Source organism: Roseburia hominis A2-183, assembly GCF_000225345.1.
Classification (GTDB): Bacteria; Bacillota; Clostridia; order Lachnospirales; family Lachnospiraceae; genus Roseburia; species Roseburia hominis.
The window spans coordinates 3112205-3127461 of sequence record NC_015977.1 but is presented as its reverse complement, the minus strand read 5'-3'; the positions used below and the strand labels follow the sequence as shown (position 1 = coordinate 3127461).

Sequence of the window (15257 nt, the reverse complement as noted above, 5' to 3'; positions counted from 1 at the left end):
GTGTTCGATTTTCAAAAACCAAAAATTGAGATCGCAGAAATTTCAGAAGACAAGAAGTACGGAAGGTTTGTTGTAGAGCCACTGGAAAGAGGCTACGGTACAACACTTGGTAATTCTTTAAGAAGAATCATGCTTTCTTCATTACCGGGTGCGGCTGTAAGCCAGGTCAAGATTGATGGTGTGCTGCATGAGTTCAGTTCGATTCCTGGCGTAAAGGAAGACGTAACTGAGATCATCATGAACATCAAGAATCTTGCAATCCGTAATAACAGTTCTACGAATGAGCCGAAAGTTGCATACATTGAATTTGAAGGCGAAGGCGTAGTCACAGCAGCGGATATCCAGGTGGATTCTGATATTCAGATTTTAAATCCGGATCTGGTAATTGCCAATTTAAATGGCGGAGCAGATTGTAAGTTATACATGGAACTCACCATTACAAAGGGCAGAGGCTATGTCAGTGCAGAGAAGAATAAGACCGAGGATACACCGATCGGTGTGATCGCTGTCGATTCTATCTATACACCGGTAGAGCGTGTCAACCTTTCTATCGAGAATACGCGTGTTGGTCAGATTACCGATTACGATAAGCTGACACTGGACGTATACACGAACGGTACCTTGGAACCGGATGAGGCTGTCAGCCTTGCGGCAAAGGTATTGAGCGAGCATTTAAGCCTGTTCATCGATCTGTCTGAGGCTGCACAGCAGGCAGACGTTATGATCGAGAAAGAGGATAATGCGAAGGAGAAGGTTCTTGAGATGAACATCGATGAACTGGAACTTTCCGTTCGTTCTTATAACTGTCTGAAGAGAGCCGGAATCAATACCGTTGAGGAATTGACAAACCGCACACCGGAGGACATGATGAAAGTTCGTAACCTGGGACGTAAGTCCTTGGAGGAAGTTCTTGCAAAGTTAAAAGAGCTCGGGCTTCAGCTGAATCAGGGAGAAGAATAAATAGAATCGAGCAAGCTCGATTCATTAGAAGTTTGACAGGTCAAACTTCGCGCTTCCGTCTGAACTGCTAACGTTCAGACGGTACCATGTATCCGCGCTACCGTCTGGGAAGCGAATATTCAGAAGGTATCATAGTATATGGCAGAAACAGTAAGACCGAAAGGCATGGAGTATGTCAGCAGCCAAACGGGAATGAATCCACAGGGTTTGTTCCTGCGCGAAATGTTTCGCGCGGCATCGGATGAGTAAGACCAAAAGGCATCATCGGATGTACCACATCAATGGAGGAAAAGAAAATGGCAAAGTATCGTAAGTTAAGCAGAACCTCTAGCCAGAGAAAGGCTTTATTAAGAGGTCAGGTAACAGCATTATTAAACAACGGCAAGATCGTTACAACCGAGGCTAAGGCGAAGGAAGTCCGCAAGATCGCTGAGGGACTGATCGCTATGGCAGTAAGAGAGAAGGATAACTTCGAAGAGGTTACTGTTAAGGCTAAAGTTGCCCGCAAGGACAAAGACGGCAAGAGAGTAAAAGAAGTGGTAGACGGTAAGAAAGTAACCGTATACGATGAAGTAGAGAAGACCATCAAGAAAGATAAGCCTTCCCGTCTTCACGCTCGTAGAGAGATGTTAAAGGTTCTTTACTCTGTAACAGAAGTTCCGACAGATGCTGCTGGTAAGAAGAAGAACACCAAGGAAGTAGACCTTGTTGCAAAGTTATTCGACGAGATCGCTCCGAAGTATGCAGACCGCAATGGTGGTTACACAAGAATCGTCAAGATCGGTCAGCGTAAGGGTGATGGCGCTCTGGAAGTACTGCTTGAGTTAGTATAATCAGATCGATTTTATAAAAAGAGAAGAAACCGCTCAGATGATGTCTGGGCGGTTTTTTATTTTATAGGAAATACCGTGATACATTCATGTGTGAAAGTGGAACTTTCCTATGAAATAAAAAACGCTCCGCGAGGATGCGCAGCTCGCGGTAAGGAAAACATCGCTTTGCGAACCGCTCGCGCGCGGAGAATCTCACAAGCGAGATTCTTTTTTATGTAGAAAATAGGAGAGCACGGCTTTCTGACTGTGTAATCCGGTGATTTCATCCGATATATATATAAGGAATAGGATCGTAAAATTACAATGAAGGAAAAGGAGATTTTTCTGTATGGACAGAGACGACAACAGAAAAATGGATGAAGGATTGCAGGGAAATGAGAAGATCGAACAGGCAATCAGAGAACTCCAGCAGGCACCGTCTGGTGAGGAACTGGCGCATACACTTACGGTAGTGCGCAGACGCATGAAAGAAGGCGGGCAGTTTATTGTGGCGGTGGAACCGCCGCGGGGAGATGGAAAAATTCAGATTCAGGCAATTCAGACGGCAGATGGGCAGCAATGGTGGGCGGCATTTACAAGCTTCGAGGAAGAATTAAAGGGGAGTGGGAGCGTAATGTCCACATTCCTTTCGGATATGGAAAAGTTATTCACAGCTGCATTGGGGACAGAAGGGATAAACGGTGTTATCGTAAATCCCTGGAACCGCACATTGATGATGGACAAGAATCTGATCCAGATTGTGTTGGGAAATCAACATTCCTGACTGTAAGACCCGGCATTTAGGTCCGATATATAGAGAAAGACGTTCAGAAGAACAGGGGGAATGAGTTATGGCGTTTGGGATTGCATTTGAAAATGGGATCAGATACGACGGCAGGACGGGCGGAGAAGCGCATAAGCCCAGAACAGACCGCATGGAAAAAGAATTTAAGCTGGAGACGGCACCTTACAGTGGAATGGCGGAGAATGGCATGATTTGCTATAAGGGGGTTGTGTTTACCTGTGATACCGAGAATAACCGGATCTGTCTGGGAGATACGACCGATCTGAAGAAATGTATCAATATTCCGCTGGCGGGAGGCGGAAGTCTGCTGGTCAACAGAGATAATCTGGACGAGCTTTCCAGGGCGATCGGAATGTTTTCGCCGGAGGATGTCAAGCGCATTATGCAGGCAATCGCACAGGATACAAAGGTACAGCAGATGCAAAAGGAACTGGACGATGAAAAGAACAGCATTGGTAATTTGGCAGCCGGTGAATAAAGTCTGGTGTTGAAGAGTTCAAGAGAGAGGAGCGCGTGGATGAATGGATATGTGATAGGGTTGGTAATACTGATTGTGCTGGTGCTTGCAGCTTCTGCAGCAGCCTCTGTGATCTGGGATATCGACTATAAGAGACAGGTATCCGGAAAGAGACAGTTTCGCAAGCTGGAGGATGGAAAACGCATATCGCATGATCTGCGCGAGAGACAGCCGGAAGATCCGGAGATCATTTATCTGGGATCGAAGATCAAACCGGATCTGGAACTGCGGCAGAAATAGAAAGCGTTCGTTTACATTCCTGCTTTTTAATAAAAGCAAGGAACTCTGGGAGCGGAAGAGGCTTTGAAAAATAGAAGCCCTGGATGTAGTCAATGCCAAGCTGCTCCATTGCAGTAAGCTGCTCCTGCGTCTCGATTCCCTCGGAGACAATACCGAGCTTCATGTCCTGAATCATATGCATGGCAGCGTTCATGACAAAACGGCCTTTCTGGCTGCTAAAATATGCCTGGGTCATTACCCGGTCAAATTTGACGATCTGAACAGGCATCTCGACAATATAGTTCAGATTAGACTGACCGGTTCCAAAATCATCCAATGAGAAGCTGACACCGTAGGAAATCAGCTTTTCCATGTTGGTAAGCAGTGTCTGCTTCATCTCCATAGTTGCGGATTCAGTGATTTCCAGATTGATATTGGAAGGATCAATCTGATAACGTTCCATGATGCGGATATAGCGCTCGGCAAGTTTTTCATCGGAACACTGTGCAACAGAGAGATTGACTTCGATGTAATGAAGCCCATATTGTGCAAGCTGTTCGTTGCGGATGGCATGGCATACTTTTTCAAATACGATCTCACCGATCTGATGAATGCGACCGCTCTCTTCGGCAGCGCAGATAGAATCATATATCGGCAGCAGATCTCCGTGGGCATCGTACATGCGCACCAGTGCTTCGGCGCAGGTAAAAGCCTTCTGCCTTGTGGAATAGATGGGCTGAAAAAATACTTCTATCCGGTTTTGCGATATGGCATCGTCGATTTTCTGGATCAGATCATTTTCGGCATACATGTGTGCTGCGACAGAGGAATCCACGGGAATAAAACGCTGCACAGTCTGTTTGATTTTTGTCCTGCGGCAATAGCGCAGCAGAGAAAAGAAGTCTTCCTGGCAGGGTGTTAAAAGACAGTCTTCCAGAAAAAGAATTTTCAGATTGCTGCCCGAGGAAGCTGACAGGTAGGTGTCCAGCGCAAATTTTTGGATGGAAGCAGTATCGGCATGATTCCACATGGACGCGGGGGTCAGCATTACGATCTCATCATCTGCGGTCTTAAAAATGTATGCACCGTCAGTAGACAGCAGTTTTTTTGCCAGATCCTGCATTGTCTGCTGTGAGTCGTCCCCCGAAAACCGGTGATCATTGATGAATACAAAGGCAGTATAAGCAGACCTGTCATAATAGATCTGATGAATGAATTCATAAAAAGCAGTCTGGTTATACATACCGCTTGCGCGGTCAAGATTGATTTCAGGATTTTCAAATTGCAGGTAAATGATGACAACGCCAAGGCAGCTGCCAAATCCCACAACCAGGATTTCAGGATTTAAAAACTGGATGATCGCTGAGAGTATCCATACGAGCATCCAGAGTAACATTCCTGTGCGTCTGCGCACACGGATCTGTCTGCAATATTTCAGGATGAGGGCAAAATTCAGCAGGATCAGTCCGACCGCACCAAGATACGTCATGAGTGCAGAAGAACCATAAGTGTATACGATGTGTGTAACAGGATCACAGTATATGGAAATCGGAAGAAGATAGATGGAAAGACAGATGACGGAGGTGATAAGCAGGATAAGGTGCTCTGTTTTCCGGAAGGCTTTGTTGGAGAGCAGAATATCCACGCCGATATACATAACACCGCATAAAGCGGTCAGCACCAGGGTGATAAGGTAGGTTTTGCACACAAATGTTACAAAGAGTGCAGGCAGATGGGAAGCAGATTCAATTGCGACAATGGAAAGGATGTCCATCAGGATGCATAACACCGTGACCGCATAGAAACGCAAAAAAGCGCGCCGCGAATACGTCTGCAACGTGTGCTGCTGATGGTAGAGCAGATATAGAATCACTAATAAAACAAATCCACATGCCTGTACTTTTATATTCATAACTCCATTACCTCATTCGTATAGAAACATCTATGTAAGTGGCTTTCTCCCTGAATTTATGGTATCATATATGGAAGCGGATGGGAACGGAAAATCTGTGGACTTGATAGAAAATGACGGAGGTTTTCTCAGAATATTATAGATCAGGAGGAAGCAGATATGGACATGTCCCTGCTTCAGACAAAAATGAAGCCTGCAACACCGCTGCCAGAACTTCAGACAGTGGAAGATATCTATAGATGGATCGATGAAAATATTGCATATGGATGGCAGGATAAAGACGGAGGAACGCATACCAGCGAAATGAAAGATTTCCGGAGATTGTACCGGACAATGTCTGTGACGGAAACCCTGCGGCAGAAGATCGGAACCTGCATTGAACAGGTTGCACTTATGCATGAACTATTGGATGCAATCGGCATTCCGAACCAGATGTACTGCTGTCGGATATTTGAGCCGGATGATTACGGAAATCTGGAGGAAGAGGAGCATATGCACTGCTTTCTTTTGTATTTCCAAAATGGAAAAACATATCACATGGAGCATCCGAATGTAGAACAAAAGGGAATTTATGAGTATCCGACAGAAGAAGCCGCGCTCCGGACAATTACGGAATATTATGTGAAGCTACGCGGTGGAAAAGAGAGTCCTACCACCTGTTTTTCCGGCGTGCCGGCAGGGGTATCATTCCGGGAGTTCAACGCATTTATCAACCATCTGGCATAGGAACGGAGCAATGCTCGGAAACACGCGCTGTGGCGTCACCAGAAAAAGGGGTATGCATATAATATGCATACCCCTTTTGGTAAAATAATGGATGGTGTTTTACTTAGCCGAAGTATCTCTTTAAGAGTCCCTCGAAAGCCTTGCCGTGTCTGGCCTCATCTCTGGCCATCTCATGAACGGTATCGTGGATTGCATCGAGGTTGGCAGCCTTAGCTCTCTTTGCAAGATCAGTCTTGCCGGCAGTAGCGCCGTTCTCTGCATCAACTCTCATCTGCAGGTTCTTCTTCGTGCTGTCCGTTACCACCTCGCCGAGAAGTTCTGCAAACTTTGCAGCGTGCTCAGCCTCTTCGTAAGCGGCCTTCTCATAGTACATTCCGATCTCCGGGTATCCCTCGCGGTGTGCAACCCGTGCCATTGCAAGATACATACCTACCTCAGAGCACTCGCCCTCGAAGTTTGCTCTCAGATCAGAAAGGATATCTTCGCTGACGCCCTGTGCAACACCGACTACATGCTCGGCAGCCCATACCTTCTCGCCTTCCTGAAGCTTGAACTTCTCGGCCGGTGCCTTACAGACCGGGCAGAACTCCGGAGCTGCATCTCCCTCATAAACATAACCGCATACTGTGCATACATACTTTGCCATAATTCATTCTCCTTTTCTTATAAAAATTTTAATTGGAATCAATAATAGTAACTGTTACTGATTTTAAACTGCAAAAAAACTTTTGTCAATATCTTTTTTGCAATTTTCTGATCAGGATGAGCATTTTTCAGATGCCTTGCAGGAAGGGCAGGCGCCGTAAAAATAGGTAATATGCCCTTCAATCTCACCGTCAAAGTCCTGACCGGCAAGAATGTTGATATGATCTAAGCCGCTCACCGTAAGATCCATCACACAGCCGCAATGGCGGCAGATGAAATGATAGTGTGGAGTAGGGTTGCCGTCGAAACGATCCGGTCCGATTCCCGGGGAAAGCTTCTGGATCTCGCCGATTTCCGCAAGCAGATTCAGGTTGCGGTAGACGGTTCCAAGGCTGATATTCGGGAACTCCCTTCGGATATTCAGATATACGGTCTCGGCGGTAGGGTGATCATACCGGGTTACAAGAAAATTCTTGATAGACTCCCGCTGTTTACTGTACTTCAGCATGGATGCGATACATCCTTTCCTTAAAACTAGTAATTGTTACTGATATCATCTTACACGTACAGAAAGAATTTGTCAAGAGAAAAATAGGAATAATTATTATTTTTTGAAAAGATTCTATTTATGGAATGCGTGCATATATATGAAGATAAGGATAGAAGCATCAGGGAGTACCCATGGCGGGAATGAAGCGGTTTGTTACATATATATATGCCTATGAGGAGGAAAAAAAGGGAAGCAATGTCGGATTTGCGAGAATTGAGATCCGGGGACAGGATGCAAGAATTGAGATTCATCTGCGCGGCGTCTATGCGGCGTCTGCGGCATGCAGAGTGTATCTGTTCCAGCGGGAAGCGGCAGGCGGGAAGGAAGCAACAGGTGTGACCGGAGTACTGGTCGGTGAGATGAAGCTGACGAACGGAAGCGGCGATGGCGCCGTTGTCTTAAAAGGCGGCAGAGTCGGAGCATCTCCTTATGGCATTACAGAGATGGAGGGATTGTTTTTTGTCATCGGAGAAGAGCGGATTCTGATGAGCCGGTGGCGCGAGGGTGCTCCGTTTAAGGTGGGGCTGTCCGGATTCCGGGAGTGGCAGCCGGATGAGCCGAAGGAGAAGGCAGCAGAGAAAGGGGCGGCAGCAGAAACTGCGGCGCAAAAAGAAGTGCGGGAAGCAGCCGCGGCGCAGGCGGAACAGAACAGCCAGACGGCGACGCAAGAGATGGCGCAGAGAAAGCAGGGGGGAGCAGCCCCGGTACAGTCGGAACAGAACAGCCGGATGGCGGCAAAAGGGATGGCGCAGGATGTGCCGTCCGGGTCCGGAATGGAGACGGCAGCGGCAGGGGAGGAGACGGAGGCGATTCATGCCACCGAGCTTCCCATGCGCAATCTGTTCCCGGAATACGACTGGAATGCCGTGTGGGAGGAGCTCTGCAGAGAACACAAACCGGCGGCTCTGTTTGAGGAGTGGGATACGCAGTGCATCCAGCTGGAATTAAAGGATCTGCGGAGTCTGCCGAAAAAATACTGGTATCTGGGAAACAACAGCTTTCTGCTACATGGATTTTTCAATTATCGGTATCTGGTGCTTGGCAGGACGGCGGAGGAACGGTGGTTCCTTGGCGTGCCGGGAGTATATCAGAGACAGGAGCGCGTGATGGCGGCTATTTTCGGTTTCCCGGAATTCTTTGCCGCCGGCCCGGGGGGTGAGCGCAGGGAAGGCAGGGAACCGGTCAACCATTTTGGCTGCTGGGTGCGTTATATTGAAGAGTAAGGATTTAAAAGGGCATAGCGGATGTGGTCTTCCCATTTTCCCTGAATCTGGGTGCAGGCGTATTCGGTGCCCTCACAAGTGAAGCCGATGACTTCCAAAAGCCGGAGAGAGGGAGTATTTTCCGGCATCACGCGGGCAAACACGCGGTGCAGGGAAAGATCGGTAAAAGCGATGTTTAAAACCTTTGTCACGGCTTCCCTGGCGTAGCCCTGATGCTGGAATGCGGCGTCGAACTTGTAGCCGATCTCGCTGCAGCAGTACGGCATGCGCAGAATATCGTGCAGGCAGACGGTACCGATGATGATCCGCGGGTTGGTTTTTAAGAAGACATAAAAACGGATCGATGCACATTTCCGTGCGAGATCATACTCACATTTTAGAATGGCCTGCTGGTGCGCCGGAGTCAGAAAATAGGGGGGACGCGTCGGCTCATAGCGTTCAAAGAGCTCACGGTTGCGGCACTGGAAAGCCAGAACCTCGTTCGTGTCATCAGGGGTCAGTATTTTTAAGATCAGGCGATCGGTTGTATACATGGTATGGACAGGAAGACTGCCGGTAATATAGTTGTTGCAGTTCATACATACTCCCTCTGCCGAAAATGTTCCATCGACAAAATGCATCAAATCGGCTAAAATAAGTCTATACTATAGTATAGCATTTCTGGAGAAACTGTCCATGACACAGGAAGAAAAATATATGAAAGCGGCGATCCGCGAGGCAAAAAAGGCATACGCACTCGAGGAGGTGCCGATCGGCTGCGTGATCGTCCAGAATGACAGGATCATTGCGCGGGGTTACAACAGAAGAAATACAGAGGGAAATACGCTGGCGCACGCGGAGCTTACTGCGATCAAAAAGGCGAGCAAAAAGACCGGCGACTGGCGGCTGGAAGACTGCACGATGTATGTCACGCTAGAGCCGTGCCAGATGTGTGCGGGGGCCATTGTGCAGAGCCGCATGAAAAAGGTCGTGATCGGCAGCATGAACCCGAAGGCAGGGTGCGCCGGGTCGGTGCTGAACCTGCTTCAGATGGCACAGTTTAATCATCAGGTCGAGATCGAGAGGGGCGTGCTGGAGGAGGAATGTTCGACGATGCTCTCCGGCTTCTTCCGGGAACTGCGCGATAAGAAAAAGAGACTGCGTGAAAACGTGTAGAATGCTTGACAATCGGGCGTCAGATAGGATATACTTAAGTCTCCGAGCAGCCGGGGTGGTAGCGGTACCCTGTACCAACAATCCGCTATAGTTGGGGTGATGCCGAACAGAGGATCAGGTAAGCTGTAAAGCTGCCCATCATAAGTGGCGTTGACGTCTGGGTCTTACGCAACAGGAATCTGTGAACCGGGTCAGGTCAGGAATGGAGCAGCCCTAAGCAGAAGCTCTTGTGTGCCGTGAGGGTGCCTGGGCTGAGCTAACTGTGGTGGTAACGTTTATGGTTTTGGATTCGAAGTGAGGCGCTCGGATTTTGCGTTTTATAAGTGTTTTTTATAAAGATTCTGACAGATAACTTTTGGGAAGAGGGAGAGATACCATGTGGGATAAGGCGAGAAGGATATTGTACCGTGGCGGAGAGATCTTAGAGCTTCTGATGGCGGCAGCCGTCGTGGCAGGGATTCTGGTGGCAATGATCACGCTTGTGCCGGAACTGGCACGCTACTGGGAACACCGGACGATAGCCGGTGCGTTTATGGAGTATCTGGATGCCGTTTTTAACGTTGTCATCGGAATCGAGTTTTTAAAGATGCTCTGCAAGCCGAGTTCGGCGAATATCATTGAGGTGCTGATTTTCCTGATCGCGCGTCACATGATTGTGCAGACGACCACGCCGCTCGAGGATCTGCTCTCGGTGGTCAGTATCGGTATTCTATTCTTTTTCCGGCGTTTTATGCTGATGACCAAACCGGACAAGGACCAGCATGTCCCGAAGCTTTTTGGCGTGATAAAGGCGTCACAGAGCAGCGGGACAGCACAGGCGGAGCACGTGGATGCAGAGAAAAATGCAGAAGGAAGCAAAGGCGCTGGGGAAAAATAGCACATTGATTGACAGATGCATGACGGTGTTGTATGCTGGGAGTTAGAGATGACTAACAAAAAGCACAACCCGTCATGCATTTATTTTCGTACAAGCATTGCTTTTTGTAAAAAGCGCTATATAATAAAAGCATAACGGTGGCGCAGCCCGCATGAATACGGGAAGTAAGCGCTTACATTAAACACATTGTCAAAGGAGAGAGTATACTATGTTCGGATTTGGTCAGTTGATCGATATCTTGAAGAAAGATCCAAAGAAAATTGTTTTTACAGAGGGAAATGACCCGCGTATTTTAGAGGCAGCATCCAGATTACTGGCAGGTACCTTCCTGCACCCGATTCTGGTTGGTAACCCGGATGAGATTTTTAAGGCTGCTGAGGAGAGCGGATTCAATATTCGTGGCGCTGAGATCATTGATCCGGCAAACTATGACAGATTTGACGAGATGGTAGATCTGTTCTGTGAACTCAGAAAGAGCAAAGGTGTGACACCGGAGCAGGCAAAGGGCATTCTGTCCCAGGCAAACTACTTCGGAACCATGCTTGTAAAGATGGGCGTTGCTGATGCACTTCTTGGCGGAGCAACCTACTCTACCGCAGATACGGTACGTCCTGCATTACAGCTGATTAAGACAAAGCCGGGCAACTCCATCGTATCTTCCTGCTTCATTCTGGTTCGTCCGTCTGCAACCGGTGAGAACGAGGTTCTTGCAATGGGTGACTGTGCCATCAACATTCATCCGACTGAGGATGAGTTGGTTGAGATCGCAGGCGAGTCTGCAGAGTGTGCGAAGATCTTCGGTGTAGATCCGAAGGTTGCATTCTTAAGCTACTCTACCTTAGGCTCCGGCAAGGGTGAGGATGTAGACAAGATGCGCAATGCAGCAGCAAAGGCAAAGGCAAAATATCCGTCTCTTCCGATCGAGGGCGAGTTACAATTTGATGCAGCAGTATCCCCGCGTGTTGCACGTACCAAGTGCCCGGGCAACGAAGTGGCAGGACATGCAAACACCTTTATTTTCCCGGACATCAACGCCGGAAATATCGGTTACAAGATTGCACAGCGTCTTGGTAATTTCGAGGCATATGGTCCGATCCTGCTTGGCTTAAATGCGCCGATCAACGATCTGTCCCGCGGATGCAACGCTTCCGAGGTATATTCCATGGCAATCATCACGGCTGCACTGGCATAATCCGGACACTGCACAGAACAATAGAATGACAGTCATTTGTGGCATGGCGTGACGCTGTGCCACATTTTTTTGAGGGAAAAATGGAAGCATTACTTTTTACCAGAGAAGATTTGAAAAAACTGATTGTACCGCTCATTATCGAGCAGGCACTTGCTTTGAGCATCGGGCTGTTTGACACGCTGATGGTCTCCTCGTGCGGCGAAGCAGCGGTGTCGGGTGTGTCGTTAGTGGACAGCATCAGCACGCTGCTGATCCAGATCCTATCGGCACTTGCAACCGGTGGCGCTGTGGTGTGCAGCCAGTATATCGGCAAGAAGATGCCGGAGAGGGCAAAACTGTCCGCCGGACAGCTGATGCTTATCATGCTTGTGTCCGCAGGGACGGTGATGGTGCTGGTTTTGCTGTCCTACCGTTTTTTGCTTCGGGCAATTTTCGGACAGATTGATGCGGACGTCATGCAGAATGCGGAGATTTATTTTATCATTTCCGCCATATCCTACCCGTTTCTGGGCGTCTACAACGCGGGAGCGGCGTTGTTCCGGGCAATCGGAAACAGCAAGGTCAGCATGTATACAAGTCTGGTCATGAACGTGATCAATATCGGTGGTAACGCGGTGCTGATCTTCGGGCTTAAGATGGGCGTGATGGGCGCAGCGCTTGCAACGCTCACGGCGCGGATTGTATCGGCGCTGGTCATGGTTGTGCTGCTCTCAAGGAAGGACAACCCGCTGTGCATTGCGACACCGGGCTGTATGAAGCCGCAGAGGGATGTGATCGGAAAAATTTTAAAGATCGGTATTCCGAGCGGTGTGGAAAACGGAATGTTCCAGATTGGAAAACTTCTGGTGTCGAGTCTGACCGCGACGTTTGGAACGGCGGCAATCGCGGCGAATGCGGTTGCAAACAGTGTGGCGGGATTTGCCAATATTCCGGGGATTGCGATCGGACTTGCGATCGTGACGGTCATTGGCAGATGCATAGGAGCCGGGGAAAAAGAACAGGCGAAATACTACAGCAAGCGTCTGCTTGGTCTGGCTTATGCGGGAATGGTGCTGGCGGATCTGGCACTGTTTGCACTTGTAAAACCAATCATTGCCTGCTTTGCGTTATCGGCGGAAGCGGCACGGATTGCCACACAGCTTCTGGTAAGTTTCGCGGTCTGCGCGGCGCTGATCTGGCCGCTCAGTTTTACCCTTCCGAATGTGCTGCGCGCCGCAGGAGATGCAAAGTATACGATGGAGGTCAGCGTTTTTTCCATGTGGGTTTTCCGCGTGGCAAGCAGTTACTTTTTTGCCGGAACGATGGGACTTGGCGTGCTCGGTGTATGGATCGGCATGTATGTGGACTGGGCGTTCCGCACGCTGCTTTTCGTGATCCGCTACCGGCGTGGCAGGTGGCTGGAAAAGCGCGTTGTATGACGCCGCAAGGGAATTGATTCCTAATATTTTCTTATTTTTTGATAATACAGTTTCATTTTTGCGGGAAATACGGTAGAATATCAGAGAAATACGTTCAGATGATGAGGATTTTGAAGAAATGTACAAGAATATGGGAAAAGTAAAACGTACGCTGGAGGAATATGTGATTCTGACGGTTGCCACGCTGATTCTGGTGGTGGGCGTTTATGTGTTCAAGTTCCCGAATAATTTTTCGTTTGGCGGAGTCACGGGTATCGCGGTTGTCCTAAGTGCCGTTATGCCGGCAACTCCGGGAAATATCACATTTATCATCAATATGGTGCTGCTGGTGGTAGGATTTATTTTCCTCGGGAAAAGCTTTGGCATCCGCACCGTGTATGTGAGCGTGCTGATGTCTGTGGGGCTAAGCCTTGCGGAAGTGTGGTTTCCGATGGAGCATCCGCTGACGACGCAACCGGTACTGGAACTGATGTATGCGATTGTGCTGCCGGCATTCAGTGCGGCGATCATGTTCAATATCGGAGCATCCGGAGGCGGTACGGATATTATCGCCATGATCCTTAAAAAGTATACGAAGCTGAACATCGGAGGCGCGCTGTTTCTGGTGGATCTGGGGATTGTCATAGCTTCGTGTTTTGTGTTTGATGCACAGACGGGACTTTGTTCGCTCTGCGGACTTCTGGCGAAGTCGCTCGTTGTGGACAATGTCATTGAAAGTATCAACCTGTGCAAGTATTTTACGATCATCTGCAATGATCCGGAGCCAATCTGTGATTTTATCACGAATGAGCTGCACCGCAGTGCAACGATCTATAAAGCCGAGGGGGCATATGAGCACAACCAGAAGACGATCATTATCACCATTATGAAGCGCTCCCAGGCGGTAGAACTGCGTAATTACATCCGCATCCACCAGCCGACCGCATTTATTGCTATCACGAACAGCAGTGAGATCATCGGCAAGGGATTCCGCGGGTTTAATTGATAGTAAAAGGAGAAAGGTTTTTATGAAAATTTGGGAAGACGAAAGGCAGTGCTATATCCGTGCTGCCATGGAGAAGAATTCAGAGGCGGAGAACGAGGCGCTGAAGGCACAGCTGGATGCGATCGACTGGTCTGTGTTAGAGCAGATTGAGCGCAAGGAGACCGTGAACGAGCGGGGCGTATTCGCACCGCTTGAGGCGGTTGAGACGGAAGAAATTGAGCGGCGCAGGGACGAGTTCCGGGAACTCGGCATCAAGGCGATCCGGGAAGGAAAAGTCGGAGCGGTTCTTCTGGCGGGGGGACAGGGAACGCGTCTCGGACTGGACAGACCGAAGGGAACACTCAATATCGGGATTCACCGGGAGCTGTTTTTGTTTCAGCAGCTCATCCGTAACCTGATGGACGTGACGGATGAAGCCGGCGCGTATGTTCCGCTTTATATCATGACGAGCAACATCAACCATGACGACACGCAGGCATTTTTTGAGGAGCACAGTTACTTTGGTTACCCGAAGGAGTATGTGAAATTTTTCGTGCAGGAGATGGAACCTGCCTGTGATCATCAGGGGCGCGTATATATGGAGTCCCGTACCAGGGTTGCCATGTCCCCGAACGGCAATGGTGGCTGGTTTGGTTCCATGGTGAATGCAGGGCTGCTCTCCGACATCCGTTCCCACGGGATTGAGTGGATCAATGTATTTGCTGTGGACAACTGCCTGCAGAGAATCGCAGACCCGCTGTTCATCGGTGCAACGATTGCCTACGGCTGTGAGAGCGGCGCGAAGGTTGTCAGAAAGGCAGCGCCGGATGAGAAAGTGGGGGTGCTCTGTACCGAGGACGGCAAGCCATCGATCGCGGAGTATTATGAGATGACACAGGAGATGGCGACCGCGCGGAAGGCAAATGGTGACCTGCTCTATGGATTTGGTGTGATCTTAAACTACGTCTTTTCCGAGAAGCGTCTGGAGGAGATCGCGGATGCACATATGCCGATCCATGTGGTAGAGAAGAAGATTCCGTATATGGACGAATCCGGCAGCCTGGTGAAGCCGGATGCACCGAACGGATACAAGTTTGAGACACTTGTCCTCGATATGGTACACATGATGGCGGACTGCGTTCCTTACGAGGTCGACAGAAAGCGGGAGTTTGCGCCGATCAAGAATCTGCACGGCGTGGATTCGCTCGACAGCGCCCGCGAGCTTATGCAGGGCTGCGGCATCGAATTGTAACATAAAACGGACGGGCTTCCCGGCGGGAAG

At 49.1% G+C, this 15257-nt stretch carries 17 protein-coding genes and 1 other RNA gene; 14 read left to right on the top strand and 4 right to left on the bottom strand.

The features are described 5' to 3' along the window. The 5 genes from RHOM_RS14090 (at nt 1) to RHOM_RS14070 (ending at nt 3334) form a co-directional block, all read left to right on the top strand. On the top strand, nt 1–960 hold the full coding sequence (locus RHOM_RS14090; RefSeq protein ID WP_014080965.1) for a DNA-directed RNA polymerase subunit alpha: 960 nt from the start codon (nt 1–3) through the stop codon (nt 958–960). A 296-nt stretch (nt 961–1256) separates the two neighbouring features. After that, on the top strand, nt 1257–1793 hold the full coding sequence (locus RHOM_RS14085; RefSeq protein WP_014080963.1) for a bL17 family ribosomal protein: 537 nt from the start codon (nt 1257–1259) through the stop codon (nt 1791–1793). A gap of 328 nt (nt 1794–2121) precedes the next feature. Continuing rightward, complete coding sequence (locus RHOM_RS14080; protein WP_014080962.1) at nt 2122–2556, top strand: SseB family protein; 435 nt, start codon at nt 2122–2124, stop codon at nt 2554–2556. Nucleotides 2557–2623: 67 nt separating this feature from the next. Next, nucleotides 2624–3055, top strand: coding sequence for a hypothetical protein (locus RHOM_RS14075; protein WP_014080961.1), 432 nt, complete (start codon nt 2624–2626; stop codon nt 3053–3055). Nucleotides 3056–3094: 39 nt separating this feature from the next. Then, nucleotides 3095–3334: a hypothetical protein gene (locus tag RHOM_RS14070; RefSeq protein WP_014080960.1), complete on the top strand. Its 240-nt coding sequence runs from the start codon at nt 3095–3097 to the stop codon at nt 3332–3334. Here the strand turns inward: RHOM_RS14070 and RHOM_RS16615 are convergent. After that, nucleotides 3303–5225, bottom strand: a complete 1923-nt coding sequence (locus RHOM_RS16615; RefSeq protein ID WP_014080959.1) for an EAL domain-containing protein — start codon at nt 5223–5225, stop codon at nt 3303–3305. The two genes, RHOM_RS14070 and RHOM_RS16615, sit on opposite strands and share 32 nt — an antisense overlap. A gap of 159 nt (nt 5226–5384) precedes the next feature. Here RHOM_RS16615 and RHOM_RS14060 point away from each other — a divergent pair, with 159 nt between their 5' ends. Continuing rightward, nucleotides 5385–5951, top strand: coding sequence for a transglutaminase-like domain-containing protein (locus RHOM_RS14060; RefSeq protein ID WP_014080958.1), 567 nt, complete (start codon nt 5385–5387; stop codon nt 5949–5951). A 103-nt stretch (nt 5952–6054) separates the two neighbouring features. Here RHOM_RS14060 and RHOM_RS14055 read toward each other — a convergent pair whose 3' ends face one another. Both RHOM_RS14055 and RHOM_RS14050 read right to left on the bottom strand, forming a co-directional pair. Beyond that, nucleotides 6055–6597, bottom strand: a complete 543-nt coding sequence (locus tag RHOM_RS14055; RefSeq protein ID WP_014080957.1) for an NADH peroxidase — start codon at nt 6595–6597, stop codon at nt 6055–6057. 111 nt (nt 6598–6708) lie between these two features. Beyond that, nucleotides 6709–7104, bottom strand: coding sequence for a Fur family transcriptional regulator (locus RHOM_RS14050; protein ID WP_014080956.1), 396 nt, complete (start codon nt 7102–7104; stop codon nt 6709–6711). A gap of 173 nt (nt 7105–7277) precedes the next feature. On the opposite strand from RHOM_RS14050, the gene RHOM_RS14045 reads away from it, so the two are divergent. Beyond that, nucleotides 7278–8369, top strand: coding sequence for a DUF6128 domain-containing protein (locus tag RHOM_RS14045; RefSeq protein WP_014080955.1), 1092 nt, complete (start codon nt 7278–7280; stop codon nt 8367–8369). Here the strand turns inward: RHOM_RS14045 and RHOM_RS14040 are convergent. Next, nucleotides 8354–8947, bottom strand: a complete 594-nt coding sequence (locus tag RHOM_RS14040) for a GNAT family N-acetyltransferase (RefSeq protein ID WP_014080954.1) — start codon at nt 8945–8947, stop codon at nt 8354–8356. The genes RHOM_RS14045 and RHOM_RS14040 overlap by 16 nt on opposite strands. A 97-nt stretch (nt 8948–9044) precedes the next feature. Here RHOM_RS14040 and tadA point away from each other — a divergent pair, with 97 nt between their 5' ends. The 7 genes from tadA (at nt 9045) to RHOM_RS14010 (ending at nt 15227) form a co-directional block, all read left to right on the top strand. Then, on the top strand, nt 9045–9524 hold the full coding sequence (gene tadA / locus RHOM_RS14035) for a tRNA adenosine(34) deaminase TadA (RefSeq protein ID WP_014080953.1): 480 nt from the start codon (nt 9045–9047) through the stop codon (nt 9522–9524). A gap of 42 nt (nt 9525–9566) precedes the next feature. After that, an RNA gene (gene ffs / locus RHOM_RS17120) (signal recognition particle sRNA large type) lies at nt 9567–9831 on the top strand. A gap of 69 nt (nt 9832–9900) precedes the next feature. Next, nucleotides 9901–10401: a hypothetical protein gene (locus tag RHOM_RS14030; RefSeq protein WP_014080952.1), complete on the top strand. Its 501-nt coding sequence runs from the start codon at nt 9901–9903 to the stop codon at nt 10399–10401. Between the two features lie 208 nt (nt 10402–10609). Beyond that, nucleotides 10610–11593, top strand: coding sequence for a phosphate acetyltransferase (gene pta, locus RHOM_RS14025; RefSeq protein ID WP_014080951.1), 984 nt, complete (start codon nt 10610–10612; stop codon nt 11591–11593). 80 nt (nt 11594–11673) lie between these two features. Further along, nucleotides 11674–13011 (top strand): MATE family efflux transporter, encoded by a 1338-nt coding sequence (locus RHOM_RS14020; RefSeq protein ID WP_014080950.1) that lies wholly within the window; start codon nt 11674–11676, stop codon nt 13009–13011. Between the two features lie 118 nt (nt 13012–13129). Continuing rightward, complete coding sequence (locus RHOM_RS14015) at nt 13130–13996, top strand: YitT family protein (protein WP_014080949.1); 867 nt, start codon at nt 13130–13132, stop codon at nt 13994–13996. Between the two features lie 22 nt (nt 13997–14018). Further along, nucleotides 14019–15227: a UTP--glucose-1-phosphate uridylyltransferase gene (locus RHOM_RS14010; RefSeq protein WP_014080948.1), complete on the top strand. Its 1209-nt coding sequence runs from the start codon at nt 14019–14021 to the stop codon at nt 15225–15227. Nucleotides 15228–15257 lie beyond the last annotated feature (30 nt).

Coding starts and splice junctions, on each gene's coding strand:
- RHOM_RS14070 (WP_014080960.1), top strand. CDS start 3,095: ATGAATGGATATGTGATAGGGTTGGTAATACTGATTGTGCTGGTGCTT.
- RHOM_RS14085 (WP_014080963.1), top strand. CDS start 1,257: ATGGCAAAGTATCGTAAGTTAAGCAGAACCTCTAGCCAGAGAAAGGCT.
- RHOM_RS14060 (WP_014080958.1), top strand. CDS start 5,385: ATGGACATGTCCCTGCTTCAGACAAAAATGAAGCCTGCAACACCGCTG.
- RHOM_RS14080 (WP_014080962.1), top strand. CDS start 2,122: ATGGACAGAGACGACAACAGAAAAATGGATGAAGGATTGCAGGGAAAT.
- RHOM_RS14075 (WP_014080961.1), top strand. CDS start 2,624: ATGGCGTTTGGGATTGCATTTGAAAATGGGATCAGATACGACGGCAGG.
- RHOM_RS14050 (WP_014080956.1), bottom strand. CDS start 7,104: ATGCTGAAGTACAGTAAACAGCGGGAGTCTATCAAGAATTTTCTTGTA.
- RHOM_RS14020 (WP_014080950.1), top strand. CDS start 11,674: ATGGAAGCATTACTTTTTACCAGAGAAGATTTGAAAAAACTGATTGTA.
- pta (WP_014080951.1), top strand. CDS start 10,610: ATGTTCGGATTTGGTCAGTTGATCGATATCTTGAAGAAAGATCCAAAG.
- RHOM_RS14010 (WP_014080948.1), top strand. CDS start 14,019: ATGAAAATTTGGGAAGACGAAAGGCAGTGCTATATCCGTGCTGCCATG.
- RHOM_RS16615 (WP_014080959.1), bottom strand. CDS start 5,225: ATGAATATAAAAGTACAGGCATGTGGATTTGTTTTATTAGTGATTCTA.
- RHOM_RS14055 (WP_014080957.1), bottom strand. CDS start 6,597: ATGGCAAAGTATGTATGCACAGTATGCGGTTATGTTTATGAGGGAGAT.
- RHOM_RS14045 (WP_014080955.1), top strand. CDS start 7,278: ATGGCGGGAATGAAGCGGTTTGTTACATATATATATGCCTATGAGGAG.
- RHOM_RS14040 (WP_014080954.1), bottom strand. CDS start 8,947: ATGAACTGCAACAACTATATTACCGGCAGTCTTCCTGTCCATACCATG.
- RHOM_RS14015 (WP_014080949.1), top strand. CDS start 13,130: ATGTACAAGAATATGGGAAAAGTAAAACGTACGCTGGAGGAATATGTG.
- tadA (WP_014080953.1), top strand. CDS start 9,045: ATGACACAGGAAGAAAAATATATGAAAGCGGCGATCCGCGAGGCAAAA.
- RHOM_RS14030 (WP_014080952.1), top strand. CDS start 9,901: ATGTGGGATAAGGCGAGAAGGATATTGTACCGTGGCGGAGAGATCTTA.